The sequence below is a fragment of the Mycobacterium aquaticum genome, from assembly GCF_002086485.1.
Taxonomy (GTDB): Bacteria; Actinomycetota; Actinomycetes; order Mycobacteriales; family Mycobacteriaceae; genus Mycobacterium; species Mycobacterium aquaticum.
The window spans coordinates 1-20,077 of sequence record NZ_MVHF01000076.1 but is presented as its reverse complement, the minus strand read 5'-3'; the positions used below and the strand labels follow the sequence as shown (position 1 = coordinate 20,077).

At 66.0% G+C, this 20,077-nt stretch carries 18 protein-coding genes; 9 read left to right on the top strand and 9 right to left on the bottom strand.

Annotated elements, in window-relative coordinates; translation table 11 throughout:
- Nucleotides 1-228 precede the first annotated feature (228 nt).
- The 4 genes from BST13_RS37445 to BST13_RS37430 are packed head-to-tail and all read left to right on the top strand — an operon-like array spanning nucleotide 229 to nucleotide 3,587.
- Nucleotides 229-1,230, top strand: coding sequence for an EspA/EspE family type VII secretion system effector (locus BST13_RS37445; RefSeq protein ID WP_083171169.1), 1,002 nt, complete (start codon nucleotides 229-231; stop codon nucleotides 1,228-1,230).
- Nucleotides 1,231-1,259: 29 nt separating this feature from the next.
- Nucleotides 1,260-1,589, top strand: a complete 330-nt coding sequence (locus BST13_RS37440) for a type VII secretion target (RefSeq protein ID WP_083171167.1) — start codon at nucleotides 1,260-1,262, stop codon at nucleotides 1,587-1,589.
- Nucleotides 1,590-1,613: 24 nt separating this feature from the next.
- Nucleotides 1,614-2,117 carry a hypothetical protein gene (locus BST13_RS37435; RefSeq protein ID WP_083171165.1) on the top strand — a complete coding sequence of 168 codons (504 nt, stop codon included), beginning with the start codon at nucleotides 1,614-1,616 and terminating at the stop codon, nucleotides 2,115-2,117.
- 39 nt (nucleotides 2,118-2,156) lie between these two features.
- Entirely contained in the window at nucleotides 2,157-3,587 is a 1,431-nt protein-coding gene (locus BST13_RS37430; RefSeq protein ID WP_142282945.1) for a hypothetical protein, read from the top strand.
- Nucleotides 3,588-4,119: 532 nt separating this feature from the next.
- Here the strand turns inward: BST13_RS37430 and BST13_RS37420 are convergent.
- From BST13_RS37420 to BST13_RS37410, 3 genes are read right to left on the bottom strand one after another with little or no spacing between them, the layout of a single operon-like run.
- Nucleotides 4,120-5,361, bottom strand: coding sequence for a glycoside hydrolase family 27 protein (locus BST13_RS37420; protein WP_083171159.1), 1,242 nt, complete (start codon nucleotides 5,359-5,361; stop codon nucleotides 4,120-4,122).
- Nucleotides 5,362-5,403: 42 nt separating this feature from the next.
- Nucleotides 5,404-5,751 (bottom strand): VOC family protein, encoded by a 348-nt coding sequence (locus tag BST13_RS37415; protein WP_083171157.1) that lies wholly within the window; start codon nucleotides 5,749-5,751, stop codon nucleotides 5,404-5,406.
- Nucleotides 5,742-7,148 carry an acyl-CoA synthetase gene (locus BST13_RS37410; RefSeq protein ID WP_083171171.1) on the bottom strand — a complete coding sequence of 469 codons (1,407 nt, stop codon included), beginning with the start codon at nucleotides 7,146-7,148 and terminating at the stop codon, nucleotides 5,742-5,744. The genes BST13_RS37415 and BST13_RS37410 overlap by 10 nt, the downstream gene beginning before the upstream one ends.
- A 49-nt stretch (nucleotides 7,149-7,197) precedes the next feature.
- On the opposite strand from BST13_RS37410, the gene BST13_RS37405 reads away from it, so the two are divergent.
- Nucleotides 7,198-7,743, top strand: a complete 546-nt coding sequence (locus tag BST13_RS37405; RefSeq protein ID WP_083171155.1) for an NUDIX domain-containing protein — start codon at nucleotides 7,198-7,200, stop codon at nucleotides 7,741-7,743.
- Between the two features lie 12 nt (nucleotides 7,744-7,755).
- Entirely contained in the window at nucleotides 7,756-8,241 is a 486-nt protein-coding gene (locus BST13_RS37400) for an Rv2253 family sensor-like surface protein (protein ID WP_083171153.1), read from the top strand.
- Between the two features lie 3 nt (nucleotides 8,242-8,244).
- Here BST13_RS37400 and BST13_RS37395 read toward each other — a convergent pair whose 3' ends face one another.
- Entirely contained in the window at nucleotides 8,245-9,228 is a 984-nt protein-coding gene (locus tag BST13_RS37395) for a proline dehydrogenase family protein (RefSeq protein ID WP_083171151.1), read from the bottom strand.
- A gap of 1 nt (nucleotide 9,229) precedes the next feature.
- The gene (pruA, locus tag BST13_RS37390) at nucleotides 9,230-10,867 is read right to left on the bottom strand and encodes an L-glutamate gamma-semialdehyde dehydrogenase (RefSeq protein WP_083171149.1); all 1,638 of its coding nucleotides are present in this window, start codon (nucleotides 10,865-10,867) and stop codon (nucleotides 9,230-9,232) included.
- A gap of 84 nt (nucleotides 10,868-10,951) precedes the next feature.
- On the opposite strand from pruA, the gene BST13_RS37385 reads away from it, so the two are divergent.
- Complete coding sequence (locus BST13_RS37385; protein WP_083171147.1) at nucleotides 10,952-12,532, top strand: PucR family transcriptional regulator; 1,581 nt, start codon at nucleotides 10,952-10,954, stop codon at nucleotides 12,530-12,532.
- A gap of 15 nt (nucleotides 12,533-12,547) precedes the next feature.
- Here BST13_RS37385 and BST13_RS37380 read toward each other — a convergent pair whose 3' ends face one another.
- Nucleotides 12,548-13,744, bottom strand: a complete 1,197-nt coding sequence (locus BST13_RS37380) for an acyl-CoA dehydrogenase family protein (RefSeq protein ID WP_083171145.1) — start codon at nucleotides 13,742-13,744, stop codon at nucleotides 12,548-12,550.
- 110 nt (nucleotides 13,745-13,854) lie between these two features.
- Between BST13_RS37380 and BST13_RS37375 the strand changes: the two genes are divergently transcribed.
- A complete protein-coding gene (locus BST13_RS37375; protein ID WP_083171143.1) occupies nucleotides 13,855-15,399 on the top strand; it encodes a PucR family transcriptional regulator in 1,545 nt (514 codons plus the stop codon).
- An 11-nt stretch (nucleotides 15,400-15,410) separates the two neighbouring features.
- Nucleotides 15,411-15,986: a DUF6199 family natural product biosynthesis protein gene (locus BST13_RS37370; protein ID WP_083171141.1), complete on the top strand. Its 576-nt coding sequence runs from the start codon at nucleotides 15,411-15,413 to the stop codon at nucleotides 15,984-15,986.
- Here the strand turns inward: BST13_RS37370 and BST13_RS37365 are convergent.
- Genes BST13_RS37365 through gabT form a run of 3 tightly spaced genes read right to left on the bottom strand, consistent with a single transcriptional unit; the run spans nucleotide 15,983 to nucleotide 19,914 of the window.
- Nucleotides 15,983-17,092, bottom strand: a complete 1,110-nt coding sequence (locus BST13_RS37365) for a CaiB/BaiF CoA transferase family protein (RefSeq protein ID WP_083171139.1) — start codon at nucleotides 17,090-17,092, stop codon at nucleotides 15,983-15,985. The two genes, BST13_RS37370 and BST13_RS37365, sit on opposite strands and share 4 nt — an antisense overlap.
- Nucleotides 17,089-18,537: an aldehyde dehydrogenase family protein gene (locus tag BST13_RS37360; protein ID WP_083171137.1), complete on the bottom strand. Its 1,449-nt coding sequence runs from the start codon at nucleotides 18,535-18,537 to the stop codon at nucleotides 17,089-17,091. Before BST13_RS37360 ends, BST13_RS37365 begins: the two co-directional genes overlap by 4 nt.
- 24 nt (nucleotides 18,538-18,561) lie before the next feature.
- Nucleotides 18,562-19,914, bottom strand: a complete 1,353-nt coding sequence (gabT, locus tag BST13_RS37355; protein WP_083171135.1) for a 4-aminobutyrate--2-oxoglutarate transaminase — start codon at nucleotides 19,912-19,914, stop codon at nucleotides 18,562-18,564.
- Nucleotides 19,915-20,077 lie beyond the last annotated feature (163 nt).

Here is a 20,077-nt window from a genome sequence, read left to right as displayed (position 1 = left end):
TAACCCACGAACATGGGTGAGCGAGGCCCCGGCCCGCAACCCCCGACACAACGCCGACGGTCACTCATACCGTCTAGCCGGTGCGTGCCAATTGGCATGCAGGCGATCCGGCGACGGTTCCGCACGCCCCTTTGCCGACTCTCCAGCTAACCCCGAACCTTGCTGCGAAACTGCTGACAGTTTCCTGTATGACCGGGGCCTAGACTGTCACGCAAGGGGGTTCTTGCGGTGGGCATTCTCAAAGATCTGTTCGACATCGGCAATGGCATCAGAAGCGGTATCAGCGATGTGCCGGGCCTAGTCCAGGACGTCCTAGAGCTGGACATGCACGGTGTCGCCACCAACGGCCGCAAGGTGATCGGCGATACCAAGGACGTCGTCAGCGGCCTCGCCGGCCTCGGTATCGACATCGCGCCCGCTCCGATCAAATACCTTGGCGCATTGGGCAAGTTGGCGGACTCCCCGATCATTGCTGCAGCTCAACTCGTCATAGAAAGCGAAAAGAAGCTCACCGGATCGGGCAGCCTCGAAGAAGGCAGCGAATATTGGGAGTCGGCCATCTACCTCCAAAAGGCACTGGAGACGCTCCTCGGTGCGGAGTTAGAAGACGACGACAAAACGTGGGATGGGGCAGCAGCTAAGGCGTACAACACCGTCACTGTTGCGCATCGGACGCACGTTTCTGCCGTCTCGGCTGCAGATCGAGAAATCGGCCGCGTATTGAAAACAGAAGCGGACCAGGTTCGGCAGACTCGTGAAGTTTTGGATACGACCTCACAAGCTCTATCCGACTACGGCCTCGCAACTCGGGCCCTACTTCTCATTCCGGGGGTGAACATCGCAAAATTGATTGCCGCCGATACGGCGGCAGCCGCCGCGGCCCTCGGTACCACATCAACCCAAATGGCAATCATGGTCAGCAACTCATTGCAGAATGCGGCGGATATCCGGAGAGTTTCCGTTGGCTACGAAGAAGCCAAGAGTGACACATCGGGGAAGGCCGGTGGGTGCGGCCCGTTCGTAGATCCCCTGCAGGATCAGGCAGACCTGCCCTCCCACGCCAAAGCCGAATCGCCATACGAGCCGCGGAAACGACCGCCGATTTACGGGCCGCCGGCAACACCACTACCTGTTGAATCCGAAGCGCCGCCAATCTATGACCTGCCTGCAGATCTACCGTTGCCGCATATCACCCCACCGAGCCATCCACCCGCGGGACTCCCCAAATGATGTCCACTCGAATGCCCTAAGGACGACCTATGTCTAATTTGGAACTGAACTTAGCTGTTTTGACCGAATTCCTGGACGAACTCGGAGCTAAACATCAGACGGCGGGCGACCTCATCACCGGAGCGAATCGCAAAGCTGCGGACATCGCGACCAAGATTGAAAGCTCACATGGGTTGGTCTGTGCAGCCACTATCCAGGCATTGTCTAGTGGCGAACCCCGACAGATTGCCGGAGAGACGTTAGCGAAAGTCGCGGCAGAGTTTCACGAGAAGCTGGGACGGGCCGCCACCAACTACAACAACGTCGACTACCGCGAAGGCAGGACAATCGGGGAGGCCGGCACGGCGTGTCAAGCGTGATGCCGCGACTGACGGGACGACGACGTGACTGACGATTGGTGGCACTCGACAGACTCCTGGGATGACGATGACGATCCATTCGAATACGACGAAATTCCCGGTTCTAGTTCGATTGACGACAATTTTGAAGGCAATTGGATCGATGTCGCGGACGACAATCCAGAGGGGGCAGCCGGCGACAGCGACGAGATGGTCGAAACGCTACTGGTGACTGCGGTCAGTCCAAGTGGCGCTGTCACGGCGACTGGCCTCATGGACGGCAGAGTGATTCAGGTGGCTTTGTCGAGGCAGGTAACGAGTCTCACCGAGGCAGAACTCGCGGACGAGGTCGTCACGACCTGCGCTCTCACGAGTAGGCAGGCCGAGGCGGCGCAGCACTATCTCCTTGCGACTTGGATGCGAGAACTCGGACAAGATCCCGCGAGTACGCGCAGTTTCCTGGAACACACCATCGGGCTGCCCACCCCTGAGACCGTGATCAGCGAGAAGGCGCGGATGCTTGCCGACTACTATTCCGGCACCGAATAGAACGACCCCGGTATGACGAGGAGTCCTTACCGCCGCCCCATGCCGCGCTATGCGAGATGGGCAACGATCGGTTTGGTTGTGGCCGCGGTCGTTTCCGTAGCTGCCGCGATCATCGTCAGCGTGGTCATGACCAAACGGCTGATGAGCGACAGCGCCGGTCCAACGTTCCATCGAGGGGACTGGCAGCCACCAGAACAGACGGTGCTCGAATCGTCCATGCGAGCGCGCCCGGTCCCAGGCTGGCGCACAAGCGTTGAGGATTTGGGCCTGCCGGAGAACAGTATCTTCGGGCGAACCAACGAACCGCATGTGTGGTCTACGCCGCTCATTGGGACCGTAGGCGCGAAGGGCTATTTCCTCGCGAGAAGCCCCGACTCCCCAGACTCAGAACGACGGCTGGTCGGATTGGACGTCCACACCGGTAAACAACTATTTGCCCCAGTGAGGATCGATGCTGGCGCGGATTTCCTCGACTGCTTCGTGAACGGACCCGACTCCGTCCTATGCATCTCAGACGCCGTCCGCGAGGGCAATTTGGAGAGCGTCGCCTGGGCGATCGACACCCGCACCGGCGATGTCTTGTTCCACGGTCCGACCAAACTTCACGCGAACTCGAGCGACGGTCCCAGCGTCGAGCAGATGGGTTCCTACGCAGTCGCACGAGTACCAGGCGAGGGTATTTACGGCATCGGTCCCCGTACGGAAACCACGTGGTTCATTCCTGGCGTCGGGATAGGGACCACGAGATGGGCCTCCGATGCCACACCGCCAACGCTGGCAGCGGCAAAGGACTCGGTCAGAGGGTCAGATCGCATGACCGTCTTCTCGCTGATCGATGGCAAAGTGATCACGCCCAAGCTTGGCGATGGGCTACGCCCTCTCCAGACCGTCGTTTATCCCGGAGGTTTCGCAGTCGAGGCCACCTCCGACATGAAGTTGTCGATACCGGACATCGTCGTGTTTTTCGACAATGCGGGCAATCGTGTTGGCCAGACCGACATTCGGGGAACGTTGACGACATTGTCGATGATCCTCCCGACCCTGGAAGCACCTGAATCTACGGTCTTCGGCGCCAACGGGGCAGGGCTCATCCAATTTCCGGATCAGCAACTGGGGCAGAACGCACGTGTGATCGGCCACCGCCTGTACGCGCCCGAGTCCACGTGGGAGGGGCCGGTGAAGGTCAGGCGGTGGAGGCAGTTCGACCTCACGACAGGCAAGGAAGGCACTGCGTGCCGGCCCAACATGAGCGGGTATGTCGCCAATGACGGAAGCGTCGGCGTATTCGAGACCGTCCGCTATGAGACCACCGGAGCGACGACGTTCGCGATGGACTTGGACAGCTGCGAAAAGCTGTGGACCACACCGGTCAACCCCGATTCGTTTCACGAACTGTGGAGAATCGACAACAGCCTCGTCGAGCTCTCCGACGACGGCAAAGAACTCCACTCACTGGTGGCACCGGCATAAACTCATATGCATGAGCAGCGATACGAATACCGAGTCCACGGGCTGCGGCAATCCGGACTGTACGTGTGAGAACTGCAAGTGCGGGACCGACTGCATCTGCGGTTCTAAGTAACTAGGTCAGCCCGGACACTAGGTGCAGGGCACCCCGTGCGGACCGCCGATCCAGTGACCCGGCGGAGAATTCCACGGGCACAGCTTCTTCGCCTGCCCAGGCGGTGGAGCCCAGTTACCTCCGCCATTCCAGTCAACCCATCCTGGCCCTGGGATCCACGGCAGGTCGGGACCCCAACCAGGGTCTGCCTGCGCCGAGGCAGCACCGAATCCGATGGGTCCAGCAACGAGCGCGCCGGCCAGAATTACCGTCCCCGCAACTTTCTTCACACTCACCGGACGTCTCCTCCCGAGTCGTCACGTAAACCTGTGTGTTTCCCACGATACGCCTGTGACCACACAGCGCCGAATCGCCCAACGTGAACAAGATGGCGAACTTTCGCGAAAGTTCGCGATCTTGTTCACGTTGGGCGCGAGCTAGCTAGGGACTCACTCGCAGCATCACCACGCCGTGCCCCGGCACCTGCCGTTCGATCGCACCGGTGCTGGTGCTGTCGGTGTGCTGCCACAGATCTCGCACGGTCGCGCGGGTGTGGCCGTCAAGACCGATGGCCTCCAGTGATGTTCGGATGGTCTGAACCTCGGCCGATTGGTTGAACAGTGCCACTGCCACCGCCCCGCCGGAAAGCCGCTTGATCACCACCCGCGCATCACTGCTGAGCGGCTGGCCCTGCGCCATCAGCGGGTCCTGGTCGACGGCGATCACGTCCCGGTTGGTCAAGATGTCGCGGGTTTGGTCTGTCATATTGCGAATGTCGTTGCCGGCCAACAGAGGTGCGGCCAACATGGCCCACAGGGAGAAGTGCGCCCGCTGCTCGGTGTCGGTCAGGTCGGCGCGCGGCGGACCCAGCACCATGGTCGGATGCCCGGTGGCGAACTGCTTCCAGCCGATCCCGACGACGAGCATGTCCGGATCGTTGACATGGGTCGAATTGCCCCGCGACGCAAGCGAACCCGCCTCGGCGAAGGCCTGGACCACTCCCGCCAGCCCTTCCTGCCACAACGCGGTGTCACCCCAGGCCGGAACCAGGTCGACGGCGTCGCGGGTGACGTCGGCGACGTGCGACCAGTCATACTCCAATCCGGCGACCGGATCGCCCGAACTGTTCGGGTTGATGCTGTAGACGATGTGACGGCCGGTGTGGCGCAACGCATCCCGCATGGCCGTGAAGTACCGCACCTGTTCGTCGTGGTCGGCTTCGGCGCGGCACCAGTCGTACTTCAAGTAGTCGACGCCCCAACCGGCGAATGTCTTGGCATCAGCCTGCTCGTGGCCCGCGCCGCCGATGCGTGGATCCTGGCCGCAGCCTTGGTTGAACGGACTGTGGTAGATCCCCAGCAGCAGGCCACGGTCGTGCGCATACCGGGCCAGTGCGGCGATGCCGTGTGGGAAGCGGTCCGGATCAGCCCGCAATGAGCCGTCGTCAGCTCGGGTGGGTGCCGCCCAGCCGGCGTCGAGGTTGACGTAGCGGTAGCCCGCGTCGCGCATGCCCGACGCCACCATCGCATCGATCGTCTCGTGCACCGTCTGCTCCGTCAGGGGAATCCCGGAGTTCCAGGAATTCCAGCCCAATGGCGGGAGCTGCTGCTGCGACGGCGGACTGGGGGTGCTGCAGGCGGCGAGCAGACCGGCACAGACCGCCAGGCGAGTCAGTCGGCGCATGCGGCCATGGTGGCATCGCCGCCTGGCAACTACCCAAAGCCGTCAATCAGCGGAAAGAACGCAGAACTCGTTGCCCTCGGGGTCAGCGAGCACAACCCAGGTCTGCTCCCCCTGGCCGATGTCGACGTGGCGCGCGCCCAGGCCGATCAGCCGGTCGACCTCGGCCTGCTGATCGTCGGGCGTGAAGTCGAGGTGCAGGCGGTTCTTGACCACCTTGTCGTCCGGCACCGCGAGGAACAGCCACAGCGGGCCCTGCCCCTGCGGTGGTGTCAGCGCCACGTCGCCGTCGGAATCGGTGTGATGTGGCCAGCCGAGCACCCGACCCCACCAGACAGCCAGCGCTTCGGGATCATGCGCGTCGATGCAGATCTCAGAGAATCTCAATGCCATTGCACCAGTTCCTTTTTCAGCACCTTGCCCATCGCATTGCGCGGAAGCTGCGCCACCAGCCGCACCTCACGCGGGCGCTTGTGAACCGAAAGCTCCTGTGCCACAAAGTCGATCAATGCAGCAGGCTCGGCGTCGCCGACGACGAACGCGACGATCCGCTGGCCGAGGTCGTCGTCCGGCACACCGACCACCGCCACCTCGGCCACGCCGGGATGCCCGAGCAGCACCGTCTCTATCTCACCGGCGCCGACCCGAAAGCCGCCGGACTTGATCAGGTCGACTGATTCCCGACCGACGATGCGGTGCATGCCTTCAGCGTCGATGACCGCCACATCACCGGTGCGGTACCAACCGTCGGCGTCGAAGGCGTCGGCGGTGGCGTCGGGCCGGTTGAGGTATCCGTCGAACACCATCGGGCCCTTGATCTGCAACTGCCCGATGGTTTCGCCGTCCCGGGGCACGAGCGCACCGTTCTCGTCGACCAAGCGGGTCTCCACTCCCGCCAGGGGCAGGCCGACCCAGCCGGGTCTGCGCTCGCCGTCGACCGAGGTGCTCAGGGTGATCAACGACTCGGTGCTGCCGTAGCGTTCGATCGGCGCGTGTCCGGTGAGCCGCACCAACTCGTCGAACACCGGTACCGGCAAAGGCGCGCTGCCCGACACCAACAGCCGCGCCGACGACAGTGCCAGTGCGGCGTCGAGGTCCTTGACCACCCGCGACCACACCGTCGGCACCCCGAAGTACAGCGTGCCGCGCGCTTCCGCGTATGCCGTCGGCGTCGGTTTTCCGGTGTGTACGAATCGGTTTCCGATGCGCAATGAACCGAGCAGGCCCAACACCAGGCCATGCACATGAAACAGGGGCAGGCCGTGCACGAGCGTGTCCTGAGCCGTCCAGTTCCATGCCATGGCCAACGCGTCGATGTCTGCGGCGATGGCCCGTCTGGTCATCGGTACGCCTTTGGGCGGACCGGTGGTGCCGGAGGTGTACATGATGATGGCGGTCGATTCGGGCGCGGGTTCGGCGTACCGGTGCCAGGACCGTGCATGCACGCGGACCGGGATGTGCGGCAGCCCTTCACTTTCCTCTGGCAGCTCCCCCAGCCACGCCTGGGCTTCGGAATCGGTGAGGATGTGGCGACGTTCAGCGGCACCGACGTCGGCGGGCACCGGGACCACCGGGACACCTGCGATCAGGCAACCGGTAATGGCCAGCACGGTGGTGACGGTCGGCTTGGCCAGCACGGCGACACGCCGGGCCGACGCGACCCGTTCGGCCACCGAGGTGGCCGCCCCGATCACGTCACTACGGCTGAGCACAGCGCCGTCGATACGGACGGCGTCGTCGATGTCGGCACCGGCAGCAACCGCTGCGGGGTTCAAAGAGGCCAGCAGCACGCCTGTGAGGCTACCTCGGCCCACCGCTTCGATCGGCGATACTGGGCCGATGGGCGTCATCCGGCAACTGCAGTCACGCGAGGTGTATCGGAACAACTGGATGACGTTGCGGGAGGACACCATCCGTCGTCCGGACGGCACCGAGGGCATCTATTCCGTCATCGACAAGCCAACGTATGCGCTGGTCATCGCGCGTGACGAGGAGCGCTACCACCTCGTCGAGCAGTTCCGGTACCCGCTGGGATTACGCAGGTGGGAGTTTCCGCAGGGCACCGCACCGGACCGGTTGGATCTCGATCCCGATGCGCTGGCACACCGGGAACTGCGCGAGGAGACCGGGTTGCGGGCGACGAGCATGCAGCGGTTGGGCCTGCTCGATGTGGCCGCGGGAATGAGCAGCCAGCGCGGGTGGGTGTACCTGGCGACCGGCTTGAGCGAGGGTGAACACGAGCGCGAACACGAGGAGCAGGACATGCACAGCGCCTGGTTCGAGCGTGCCGAGGTCGAGCGGATGATGCGCGACGGCGAGATCACCGACGCGCAGTCGATCGCGGCGTGGGCGTTGCTCCTGCTCAATGAGCGCCCGACGGGCTAGCGTGAACGCACGATGAGGCGACCGGTCGCGCTCGGCTTGTTGATCGTGGCGGCCCTGACCGCGGCGCCGACGGCGCATGCCGCCGATCAGGCGTGGAATGGCCGGTACTCGTTGGTCCGGTACGCCGCTCAGAAGACGGGCACCAGCCTGGCCGCAAGGCAGCCGGAGCCGACGTTCAGCGACGTGTACACCTTCTCCACCGATTGTTCTTCGGGCACCTGCATTTCCACGGTGATCGACGGCCCAACCCCCAAGAACCCCACGCTGCCGTTGCCACCGCGCTACACCTGGGACGGCAGCCGATGGGTGCACATCTATGACTGGCAGTGGGATTGCTATATGGGAGAAGGGGTTCCGAAAGTGTGGGCGCCGGCCCGGTCGTGGGCGTATTACGCGCCGCATACCGACGGAACCCTGCGGGGCACCTGGCTCACTCAGATCGTCGGCGGCCCGTGCGGCGGCACCGTGCAGATGGACGTAGCAGCATTCCCGGCCTGAGCCCTACCGACGCTCTGCCAACGCCCGCAGGAAGAAGCCGAAGTTGGCTGGGCGTTCGGCGAGCCTGCGAACGAAGTAGCCGTACCATTCGTTGCCGAACGGGACGTACACCCGCACGTGGTTGCCTGCGTCGGCCAGCCTGCGCTGCTCGGCGTCGCGAATGCCGTACAGCATCTGGTACTCGAAACCGTCCACGTAGCGCCCGAATTCACGGGCCAAGGCGGGCACGGCTTCGATGATCTCCGGATCGTGCGAGGCCACCATCGGGTACCCGGATCCTGCCATGAGGATCCGCAGGCAGTTCAGGTAGGAGCGGGTGACGTCTGCGGCGTCACGGTAGGCCACCGTGGCGGGCTCGTCATAGGCGCCCTTGCACAACCGAATTCGTGCACCAGCCTCGGCGAACTCGCGGCAGTCGTCCTCGGTCCGGTGCAGGTAGGCCTGCAAAACCGTGCCCAGCCAGTCGAATTCGGTGCGCAGGTCACGCACGATCGAGAGGGTGGAGTCGGTGGTGGTGTGGTCCTCGGCGTCGACGGTCACCCAGGCACCGACGTCGCGGGCCTTGGCGCAGATCGTGTGCGCGTTCTCCAGCGCGATCTTCTCCCCGTCGCGGGGCAGCGCCTGGCCCAGTGCGGAGAGCTTGAGCGACACCTCCAGCGGCCGCACCGCTGATGCGGCCTCGTCGCGCTCACCGAGCAGGTCGAGCAGCGCCAGGTAGGCCTTGACGGTCTGATCGGCGTCCTCGATGCGGGTGGTGTCCTCACCGAGGTAGTCGATGGTGACCATACGGCCCGAAGCACGCAGCGCCGCAACGGCATCCACGGCATCGGGAATGGTGTCGCCCGCGACGAACCGGTCCACGACACTGCGGGTCACCGGGAGTCGCTCGGCGGTCCGCCGCAGTCGCGCAGAGCGCGCGGCAGCCAGGATCGCCGGCCGTGCGGCCCGCTGGAACGCGGACTCCAAGGCACCTCGCGTACTCGCCATGTCAGGCCTCCATGTGGGGGTAGGTGTGGTTGGTGGGCGGCACGAAGGTCTCCTTGATGGAGCGAGCCGAGGTCCAGCGCAACAGGTTCAGGGCCGAGCCCGCTTTGTCGTTGGTGCCCGACGCCCTGGCGCCACCGAACGGCTGCTGGCCGACCACGGCACCGGTGGGCTTGTCGTTGATGTAGAAGTTGCCCGCGGCGTTGCGGAGCCGGTCCTGCGCGGTGACCACCGCGGCGCGATCGTCGGCGATCACCGCGCCGGTCAGCGCGTACCGCGATCCGGTGTCGACGACGCCGAGGATGCGCTCGTAGTCGTTGTCCGGGTAGACGTGCACCGACAGGATCGGGCCGAAGTACTCGGTGGAGAACGACTCGTCGGTCGGGTCATCGGACAGCAGCACGGTGGGACGCACGAAATAGCCTTCGCTGTCGTCGTATTCACCACCGGCGGCGACGGTCACCCCGGCGGCGCTCTTGGCACGCTCGATGGCCTTGACGTTCTTGGCGAACGACCGGCTGTCGATGACCGCGCCGCCGTAGTTGCTCAAATCGGTGACGTCGCCGTAGGTCAGGGCTTCGGTGGCCGACAGGAAGTCGTCACCCATCTGGTGCCACACGGACCGCGGGATGAATGCCCGCGACGCGGCGGAGCACTTCTGGCCCTGGAAGTCGAAGGCACCGCGGATCAGCGCCGTGCGCAACACATCCGGACGCGCCGAGGTGTGGGCGACGACGAAGTCCTTGCCGCCGGTCTCGCCGACCAGCCGCGGATAGGTGTGGTAGCGGTCGATGTTGGTGCCGACCTCACGCCACAGGTGCTGGAACGTCGCCGTCGAGCCGGTGAAGTGGATACCGGCCAGCCGCGGATCGGCAAGGGCCACATCGGAAACCGCGATGCCATCACCGTTGACCAGGTTGATCACGCCGGGCGGCAGGCCCGCGGCTTCCAGCAGCTGCATCGTCAGGTACGCGGCGAAGGCCTGGGTGGGCGACGGCTTCCACACCACGGTGTTGCCCATCAGGGCAGGCGCGGTCGGCAGGTTGCCTGCGATCGCGGTGAAGTTGAAGGGCGTGATGGCGTAGACGAAGCCCTCGAGCGGCCGGTGGTCGGTGCGGTTCCACACCCCGGGGCCGCTGATCGGCTGTTCGGCGAGGATCTGACGGGCGAACTCCACGTTGAAGCGCCAGAAGTCGATCAACTCGCAGGGCGCGTCGATCTCGGCCTGGTAGGCGGTCTTGGACTGACCCAGCATGGTCGCCGCGGCGATCTTTTCCCGCCACGGGCCGGACAGCAGGTCGGCGGCGCGCAGGAAGACAGCGGCACGCTCGTCGAACGGCAGCGCTGCCCAATCGTTCTTGGCGGCCAGAGCGGCTTCGATCGCCGCGGTGGCGTCCTCATGCTCGGCGTTGGTGAAAGTGCCGAGGCGCGCCGCGTGGCGGTGCGGTTGCACCACATCGACGCGCTCGCCGTTGCCCATGCGATGGGCGCCGCCGATGACGTGCGGCAGGTCGAGCGGGGCGTCGGCGAGCCCGGAGAACTCGGCGAGAGCGGCGGTCAGCCGGGTGCGTTCACCCGAGCCGGGGGCATAGTCGTGGACCGGTTCGTTGGCTGGCAGCGGCACGTTGGTGATGGCATCCATAGGCTTAAGAATCCCCGACGTGACCCACGCAACTCTTGTCCGATCCGACAACACTTTGGCCGTTGCCCAGTACGATCGGACAACATGGCGACAACCGGTGTCAGCCTCGGCCAACTCTTGCTCGCGCTGGACGCCACGCTGGTCCAGCTTGTGCAGGCCCCGCGCGGGCTCGATCTGCCGGTGGCGTCGGCGGCGCTCATCGATTCCGACGACGTGCGGCTGGGCCTGGCCCCGTCCGCCGGGTCGGCCGACGTGTTCTTCCTGCTCGGGATTCCCGATGCGGACGCCAGAAATTGGGTGGATCAGCAGATCGCCCGGCGCCCACCGACAGCGATCTTCATCAAGGAACCGTCGGCCGCGGTGGTGGCACGCGCCACCTCGGCAGGTACCGCCGTGGTTGCCGTCGACCCACGCGCCCGGTGGGAAAGGCTGTACCGCCTGGTCAATCACGTCTTCGAGCATCACGGCGACCGCGAATCCGAGGACTCCGGCACGGACCTCTTCAGCCTCGCGCAGTCGATCGCCGACCGCACCCACGGGATGGTCAGCATCGAAGACGCCCAGTCGCACGTGCTGGCGTACTCGGCGTCCAACGACGAGGCCGACGACCTGCGCCGGCTGTCGATCCTGGGCCGCGCCGGCCCATCAGAACACCTGGCCTGGATCGCACAGTGGGGCATCTTCGACGCGATCCGTGCGAAACCGGACGTCGTGCACGTCGCCGAGCGGCCCGAGCTCGGGCTGCAGCCGCGCTCGGCCATCGGGATCTTCCAGCCGTCTCCCGACGAGCGCCGCGCCCCCGCGTTCGCCGGGACGATCTGGGTGCAGCAGGGCAGCCGCCCCTTGGCGGACGATGCCGACGACGTGCTGCGCGGCGCGGCGGTACTGGCCGCCCGCATCATGACCCGGCTGGCCGCGACCCCGTCGACGCACATGGTGCGCATCCAGGAACTGCTCGGCCTGCGCCCCGGTGACGGCGCACCCGACATCGACCTCATCGCTCGCGAGCTCGGTATCGCGGTCGACGGGCGGGCCGCCCTGATCGGATTCGACGGCAGCATCCCGGGATCGCGGCTCTCGGACATCCTGTCGTTGAGTGCCAGCGCTTTTCGCCAAGACGCTCAAGTGGCGTCGGCGCGTACCCGGGTCTACGTGCTGTTCCCCAGCACCGGAAAACCCGCCGCGGTCACCTCCTGGATCCGCGGCACCGTGGCAGCGCTGCGCACCGAGCTGGGCCTGGAACTGCATGCCGTCATCGCCAGCCCGGTCAACGGACTGGCCGGCGCCGCGGCCGCGCGCCTCGAGGTGGATCGGGTGCTCGACAGCGCCGAGCGCCACCCGGGAGCCCTAGGGCAGGTGACGTCGCTGGCCGAGGCCCGCACGACGGTGCTGCTGGACGAGATCGTCACCGCCATCGCCGCCGACGAGCGGCTGATCGACCCGCGCGTGCGGGCGTTGCGGGACAACGATCCGGTCCTCGCCGACACGCTGCGGGCCTATCTCGACAGCTTCGGCGACGTCGCGACCGCGGCGCAGTGGCTGCACGTGCATCCCAACACGGTGCGCTACCGGGTGCGCCGCATCGAGCAGTTGCTGGCCACCGCACTCACCGATCCCGATGTGCGGCTGCTGCTTTCGCTCAGCCTGCGAGCCACGCAACCATGAAGCTGCCCTAAGTGGTCAGCGGAACGCCGACTGCCCCGTCAGCGCACGGCCGATGGACAGCATGTGCATTTCGCTGGTGCCCTCGTAGGTGAGGACCGACTCCAGGTTGTTGGCGTGGCGCAGCGGCGAGTACTCCAGCGTGATGCCACTGGCACCCATGATGGTGCGGGATTCGCGTGCGATGGCCAGCGCTTCCCGGACGTTGTTGAGCTTGCCGAGGCTGATCTGGTCCGGCGTCACCCCGGAGGTGTCCTTGAGCCGTCCGAGTTGCAGGGCGAGCAGCATGCCCTTGCCGAGCTCCAGGGTCATGTCGGCCAGCTTTTCCTGGGTCAGCTGGTAGCTGGAGAGCGGGCGGTCGAAAACCTCACGCACACCGGCGTAATCGATGGCGGCCTCGAGGCTGTCGCGGGCCGCACCCAGCGCGCCGAACACGATGCCGAAGCGGGCCTCGTTCAGGCAGGACAGCGGACCACGCAGGCCGACGGCCTCGGGCAACTGCGCCGACGCGGGCAGCCGGACGTTGTCGAGCACCAGCTCCGAGGTGACCGATGCACGCAGCGACAGCTTCTTGTGGATGACGTTCGCGCTGAAGCCGGGTGTGTCGGTGGGGACGACGAAGCCACGGATGCCTTCGTCGGTCTGCGCCCACACAGTGGCCACGTCGGCGAGGTTGCCGTTGGTGATCCACATCTTGGTGCCGGACAGGATCCAGTCGGAGCCGTCCCGCCGCGCGGTGGTGCGCATGCCGCCGGGATTGGAGCCGAAGTCGGCCTCGGTCAGGCCGAAGCAGCCGATCGCGTCACCGGAGGCCAGCCGCGGCAACCACTCCTGCTTCTGCTCCTCGGAGCCCCACCGGTGGATCGAGAACATCGACAGCGAACCCTGCACCGAGACGAAGCTGCGCAGACCGCTGTCGCCGGCCTCGAGCTCCATGCACGCCAGGCCGTAGCTCACGGCGTTGGTGCCTGCGCAGCCGTATCCCTGCAGGTGCATGCCGAGCAGGCCGAGGTCGCCGAACTCCTTGGCGAGTTCCCGCCCGGGGAGTTCGCCCTTCTCGAACCATTCGGCAAGGTTCGGGCGCAGCCGGGTGTCGACGAATCGGCGCACGGTCGCGGCAATGTCGCGTTCGTCCTCATCGAGCAGATTGTCGATGCCGAACATCTCCAGCGGCCGCAGGTTCGTGGAAGCAGCCGGGGTGGTCGTCGTGGTCATGACTCAAACTCTACGAGCCGAAACTTGCGCCGAGATATGTCAGTAATGTCTAGCCCGGTCGGATAGGGTCGACATTTTGTACAGTCGCAACGCGGAGAGGGAACGCCACGATGGCGATGACGGTACGCCGGTTGATCGGCGTCAACGATCTGGCGTTGTCGCTGGTCGCGGGGCGCGAGGGCATCGACCGCGTGATCACCTGGGCGCACGCCATCGAGCTCACCGACCCCAGCCCGTGGCTTTCCGGCGGCGAGCTGGTGATGACGACGGGTCTGCACCTGCCCGAGTCGGCCGCCGAGCAACGCGACTATGTCCGCCGCATCGTCGAATCCGGAAGTGCCGCATTGGCATTCGATACCGGGGTGCGTTTCCACAAGGTGCCCGACGCGGTGTGCGCGGCAGCCGACGAGTACGGCATCCCGGTGCTCGCGGTCTCCCCCAGCACGCCGTTCATCGCGATCTCGCGAGCCGTCATCGACGAGATCACCGCCGATCAGGTGCGGTTGGTGCAGAAGGTCGTCCAAGGTCAGGAAAATTTGGCGCGGGTGACCATGCGGGGCGGCATCCCCGCGCTCGTGGACACCCTCGCGTCCGCGCTCGATTGCGCTGTGTGTGTGATGGACCGCTCCCGCGTGGTGCTGGCAGAAGCCGGGGTCGACACCGCCGGTCTCGTCGAACGCGTGCAGGAGCAACTGGACAAGGACCAGAAGCGGCGGCGCGGCGTGAGCCGCGTGGTGGTGGACGACCGAGGCAGCCTGACCATCCAGCAGATTCCCGGGGCCGACGAGAAGCAGGGATATCTGGCGGTGTCGTCGGTCGATCCGCTCGATGCCGGCGAACGACTGCTGGTCGGCCACGCGCTGGCCCTGCTGTCCATCGAACTCGCCAAGCCTGCCCGGGTCATCGACGCCGAGCAGCGCCTACGCACCGGCGTCACGCAGGCGCTGCTGGACAACACGCTGGAAGTGGATCCGGCATTGCTGCGCTATTTCGGCTTCGCGCCCGATGACTCGGTGGTGGTGGCTGTGTTCACCGACGTCGGCCCCGCGCTGCCCGCCGAACATCAACTGGCGGCCGCGCTGGATCCCCAGCCCTATCTGATGGCCGGTGTCCGCAACGGCGAGGGGTTGGCAGTGGTCCTCCACGCCGACGGGGCCGGCGCCGAACTCGACCGCGTCTACAACAGGGCCCGCACCGGGCTGCGCCGCGCCATCAACGGCGGGCTCGGCGAACCGGCACCCATCGCCAATGCCGGACTGAGCCTGCAGCAAGCACTTTCAGCCGTGCGGGTGGCCGAGGCCAACGGCCACCGGCTGGTGGGGTTCGACGAGCTGGGCACGTTCAGCCTGTTGCTCAGCACCCAGCCGGACACCGTGCTGCGCTCGATCGCCAACCGCTGGCTCGGCGCACTGCAGGACTACGACGCCGAGACCGGCGCCAAATTGGTGGAATCCCTTGAGTCTTTCCTGCACCACAATGGTCACTGGGAGGCCGCAGCGGCCGAACTGGGCGTGCACCGCCACACCCTGCGGGGCCGCATGGTCCGGGTGGCCGAACTCACCGGCCGCGACCTGGATTCCGCGCACACCCGCTCGGAGATGTGGATCGCGCTCAAAGCCAGAGAACTGCTGGCTCAAGACCTGCCGAAACGCTGAGGGGGAATGCGATGCTGGCGCTGGGAATCCTGTCGTTCGCCGCAGCCGTCGCACTGGTGTTCTTCGCGTTCAAACCGGACCTGGCATTCCGCCTTGACGAGGGGTGGAAGTTCCGCGGCAAGACCGAACCGTCAGAGACATATGTCGCCGTCAACACCGTGGGCCGGATCATCGGGGCCATCGTGGCGGTCGGTGTCGGCATCGGAGCCATCGCGCAGTACACCACCGATCAGCGGAGCGCCCGCGAAAAGCAGGCGACGGACGAACTGTATGCGGCTGCAGAGCAACGGTGCGCATCGGAGTTGCGCCCGCGGTTCAATGAGACCGCCAATTGGAACAGCGCAGGCCAGTTGACAAATCCCCAGGAGGTTCAGGCACTGGCACATGATCTCGGCGTCGAGGTCGAGATCACCACCAGCACTACATTGAAAGGTATGACAGACCCGCCGCCGCCATCGACCAATCTCAGGGTGCTCGACCCCACGCTGCCCGAGTCGCACGGCACCGTTCTGTACTATCTCGGCAGTCCATTCGGCTTCGATCCGACTGCCGTGCAGTGTGACATCACGCGCCCGTCGTCGGTCTAATCACCCAATTTCGGTGGCGCGCTGCGGTATTGCGGTGGGGTGACCGACATGCGGATCGGGTTGGCCACTTGCGGAACCGAGGTTCCTGGCACGTCGACGACGGCGTCGAGCTCGAGGCGCTTGGCCAGATCGAATGCCTGGGCGATGTCGTTGATCGGCCCGACCGGAACCCCAGCCTCGGTCAGGACGGCGAACCATTCATCGGAGCCGCGGGTGACGAGGCGTTCGGTCAACGCAGCGACCAGCGCATCGCGGTTGCGGACGCGAGACGTGTTGTCCGCGTAATCCTCTGAGTCGGCCAGCGATTCACAGCCCAGCGCCACACACAGGGCGCGGAACTGCTTGTCGTTTCCGACGGCCAGCACCAGGGGCCGGTCTGCGGTCGAAAACACTTGATACGGCGCGATACTGGGATGCCGGTTGCCCATGATCCCGGGAACCGCCCCCGCGCCGAGGTATCCCGACGCCTGGTTGACCAGCGACGACAGCAGCGTCGAAAGCAGGTTGGTCTCCACCTTTTGCCCCTGCCCGGTGGCAGTGCGGTGGTGCAGCGCGGCGAGAATGCCTGTGGCGGCGTGCAGTCCGGCCAGCACGTCGACCAACGCGACGCCGACCTTCGTGGGTTCACCTGGATGCGGTCCGGTGACGCTCATCAGGCCGCCGACTGCCTGCACCAGCAGGTCGTAACCGGGCAAGTCGGCCCCCTGACCGGAACCGAAACCCGTTATGGAGCAATAGATCAGGCCGGGCCTCTGCTCGGCGAGGGCGTCGTAGCCGAGCCCCAGGCGTTCCATGGTGCCGGTGCGGAAGTTCTCGACGACGACATCTGCGCGGCGCACGATCTCCCGCGCCTGCTCGACGCCCTCCGGGCTCTGCAGATCAAGGACCACCGAGCGCTTGTTGCGGTTGACCGAGTTGAAGTACGTTGCCTGCCCGTCCGCGTCGAACGGCGGCCCCCAGCTTCGGGTGTCGTCACCGGAACCGGGCCGCTCGATCTTGATCACTTCGGCACCGAGGTCGGCCAGCATCATCGTCGCGTACGGCCCCGCCAGGACGCGGCTGAAGTCCGCGACGACGACGCCGTCCAGCGCACCCGGGGTGCTCATGGCCGTCCTCCGCGCAGGTACACCGTGGTGGTGTGAGTGAAGAACTCCCGGGCCGCCTCGCCCTGCTCCTTCGGGCCGTAGCCACTGCGTTTGGCACCGCCGAACGGGACGTGCGGGTCGGCGCCCGCCGACTCCGAATTGACGTGCAGCACACCAACATCAAGGTCGTCGACGGCAGTGAGCGCGCGCCCCAGGTCGGTGGTGAACACTGCAGCCGAGAGGCCATAGTCACCACTGTTGGCCAGCGCGAAGGCCTGCTCCGTGGTGGCAGCCCGCAGCACCGACAGCACTGGGCCGAACAGCTCCTCCGACCACAGCGGGGCCTGCACCGACGGCAGCTGTAAGACCGTCGGAGTGACGAAGTAGCCGTCACCAGAACCGGATTGGTGATCTTCGGCGGTCGCGATCACGCGGGCACCGTCGGAGACGGCATCGGCCGTGCGTTGCTTGATGTAGCGGCAGGCTGATTCGTTGACCACCGGGCCCACCGCAACCGACGCCTGCATCGGATCGCCGACCTCAAGGCCCTTCACCCGGATGGCCAGCTCGGCCAGAAACTCGTCTGCCACGGCGTCGGCGACGATGAGACGTGATGTGGCCGTGCACTTCTGGCCGGATGAGCGGAAGGCACCAAGCATCACCTGCTCGGCGGCGAGGTCCAGATCGGCATCCTCCAGTACCACCGCGGCGTTCTTTCCACCCATCTCAGCCTGCACCGGAACCCCTCGTGCGGCCGCAGCGGCGGCGATGCCCCGCCCCACTGCGGTCGATCCGGTGAAGCTGATGGCATCCACGCCCGGGTGCTCGGCCAGCGCCGACGCCACTGCACCGCCTGCGATCACGAGGTTGAGCACGCCGGGCGGCAGGCCGGCCTCGACCAGCGCCTCGGTCAACCGCATCGCCAGGACGGGCACCACGCTGGCCGGTTTGAACACCACGGCATTGCCGTACACCAGGGCGGGCGCGATCTTCCATGTCGGGATCGCGATCGGGAAGTTGAACGGCGTGACGATGGCGACGACACCGATCGGCTTGCGCGTCACCAGGATCTGTTCACCGGCCCGGGGCGACGAGTACACCGTCCCGGCCTCGCGGTCGGCGGCGCCGCCGTAGTACCGCAGGATCTGCGCGGCCCGACGCACCTCGCCGATGCCTTCTGCGAGGGTCTTGCCCTCCTCGCGCGTCAGTTCGGCGCCCCACGCTTCGGCAGACCGGTCGACCAGGTCGGCCGCGCGTGAGAGCACGGCCGCGCGGGCGTGCATGGGTTCGCGCGCCCATCGCGCCGCAGCCTCACGCGCGGCACGCACAGCCCGGTCCAGCTGGTCGTGGTCGGCCAAAGTGCCGGCGGCCACCGTCTGCTCAGGGAAGGCCGGATTGTTGTCGAACAATTGCGCAGCGGCGCCGTCGGTCCATGCGCCGTCGATGTGGTTGAGCAGCTCTATCACGTCGGCAGTCCTTTCAGGTCCTGATCAGATCCGGGCCACTGCGTCGCGGATCACGCCGAGCCCCTCGCGCAACAATTCGTCCGGGATGGTCAGTGGCGGAAGGAATCTCAGCACATTGCCGAAGGTTCCTGCGCTCAGCGTCAGCACGCCGTTGTCCTGCGCGTAGCGCACGATCTCGGCCACCGCTTCGCGATTGGGCGTCAAGGCATCACCCGTGACGAATTCGGCGGCGATCATCGCTCCGCGGCCGCGGATGTCACCGATGACGTTGGTTCCGGCGGCGATGTCCGCCAACTCGGCCTGCAGGATGTCGCCGATGCGGCGGGCCCGGGTCAGCAGGTCTTCGGACTCGATGGTCTCGAAGACTCCCAGTGCCGCCTCGCACGCGACGGGGTTGCCGCTGTAGGTTCCGCCGATGCCTCCGGCATGCGCGGCGTCCATCACCTCGGCACGGCCGGTCACCGCGGCCAGCGGCAGTCCGCCGCCCAGACCCTTCGCCGTGGTGATGATGTCGGGAACGATGCCTTCATGTTCGCTGGCGAACCAGTTGCCGGTACGGGCGATGCCGGTCTGCACCTCGTCGGCGATCAGCAGGATGCCCCGCTCAGCGCAGAATTCGGCGACCTGACGCAGGAATCCCGGTGCGGGAACGATGAATCCGCCCTCACCCTGGATCGGCTCGACCACCACTGCGGCGACGGAACCGGCGCCGATCTGAGCGTCGACCACGAGCCGGAACTCTTCGAAGGCCTCGGCGGCAGCGTTGTCCGGCCCGCTCGGCCACCGATACGGGTAGGCCATCGGCACCCGGTACACCTCAGGCGCGAACGGCCCGAAGTTGTTCTTGTACGGCATGTTCTTGGCCGTCATGGTCATGGTGAGCAGGCTGCGACCGTGGAAGGCATGGTCGAACACCACAACGGCGGGGCGGCCGGTGGCCACGCGGGCGTACTTGACCGCGTTCTCGACCGCCTCGGCACCGGTGTTGAACAAGGCGGTGCGCTTCTGATGATCCCCGGGAGTCAGCCGGTTCAGGGTCTCGCAGACCTCCAGGTAGCTCTCGTAGCCGTTGACCAGGAAGCAGGTGTGAGTGAACCGCTCGAGCTGCGCGGCCGCGCGCTCCACGACTCGCGGAGCGCTGTTGCCGACGGTGGTGACGGCGATACCGCTACCGAGGTCGATGAACGAGTTGCCATCCACATCAACCAAGACGCCATCGGCGGCCCGTTCGGCGTAGACGGCCGACGAGCTGGTCAGCCCGGCGGGCAGTGCAGCGGCACGGCGGGCGGACAGTTCGACCGAGCGGGGGCCGGGGATCGCGGTGACGACCCGGCGCACGCTGCTCGGGCGGTCTTGGCGAGTGTCAACGACAGTCATGCCCCTGACTTTAGGCAGGAACAGTGCATCACTGGATGTACAAAATGGAGAGCATCCATGTTCATCCACGACTATTTGTATAGAACCTAGACGGTATGAGTGACCGTCGGCGTTGTGTCGGGGGTTGCGGGCCGGGGCCTCGCTCACCCATGTTCGTGGGTTA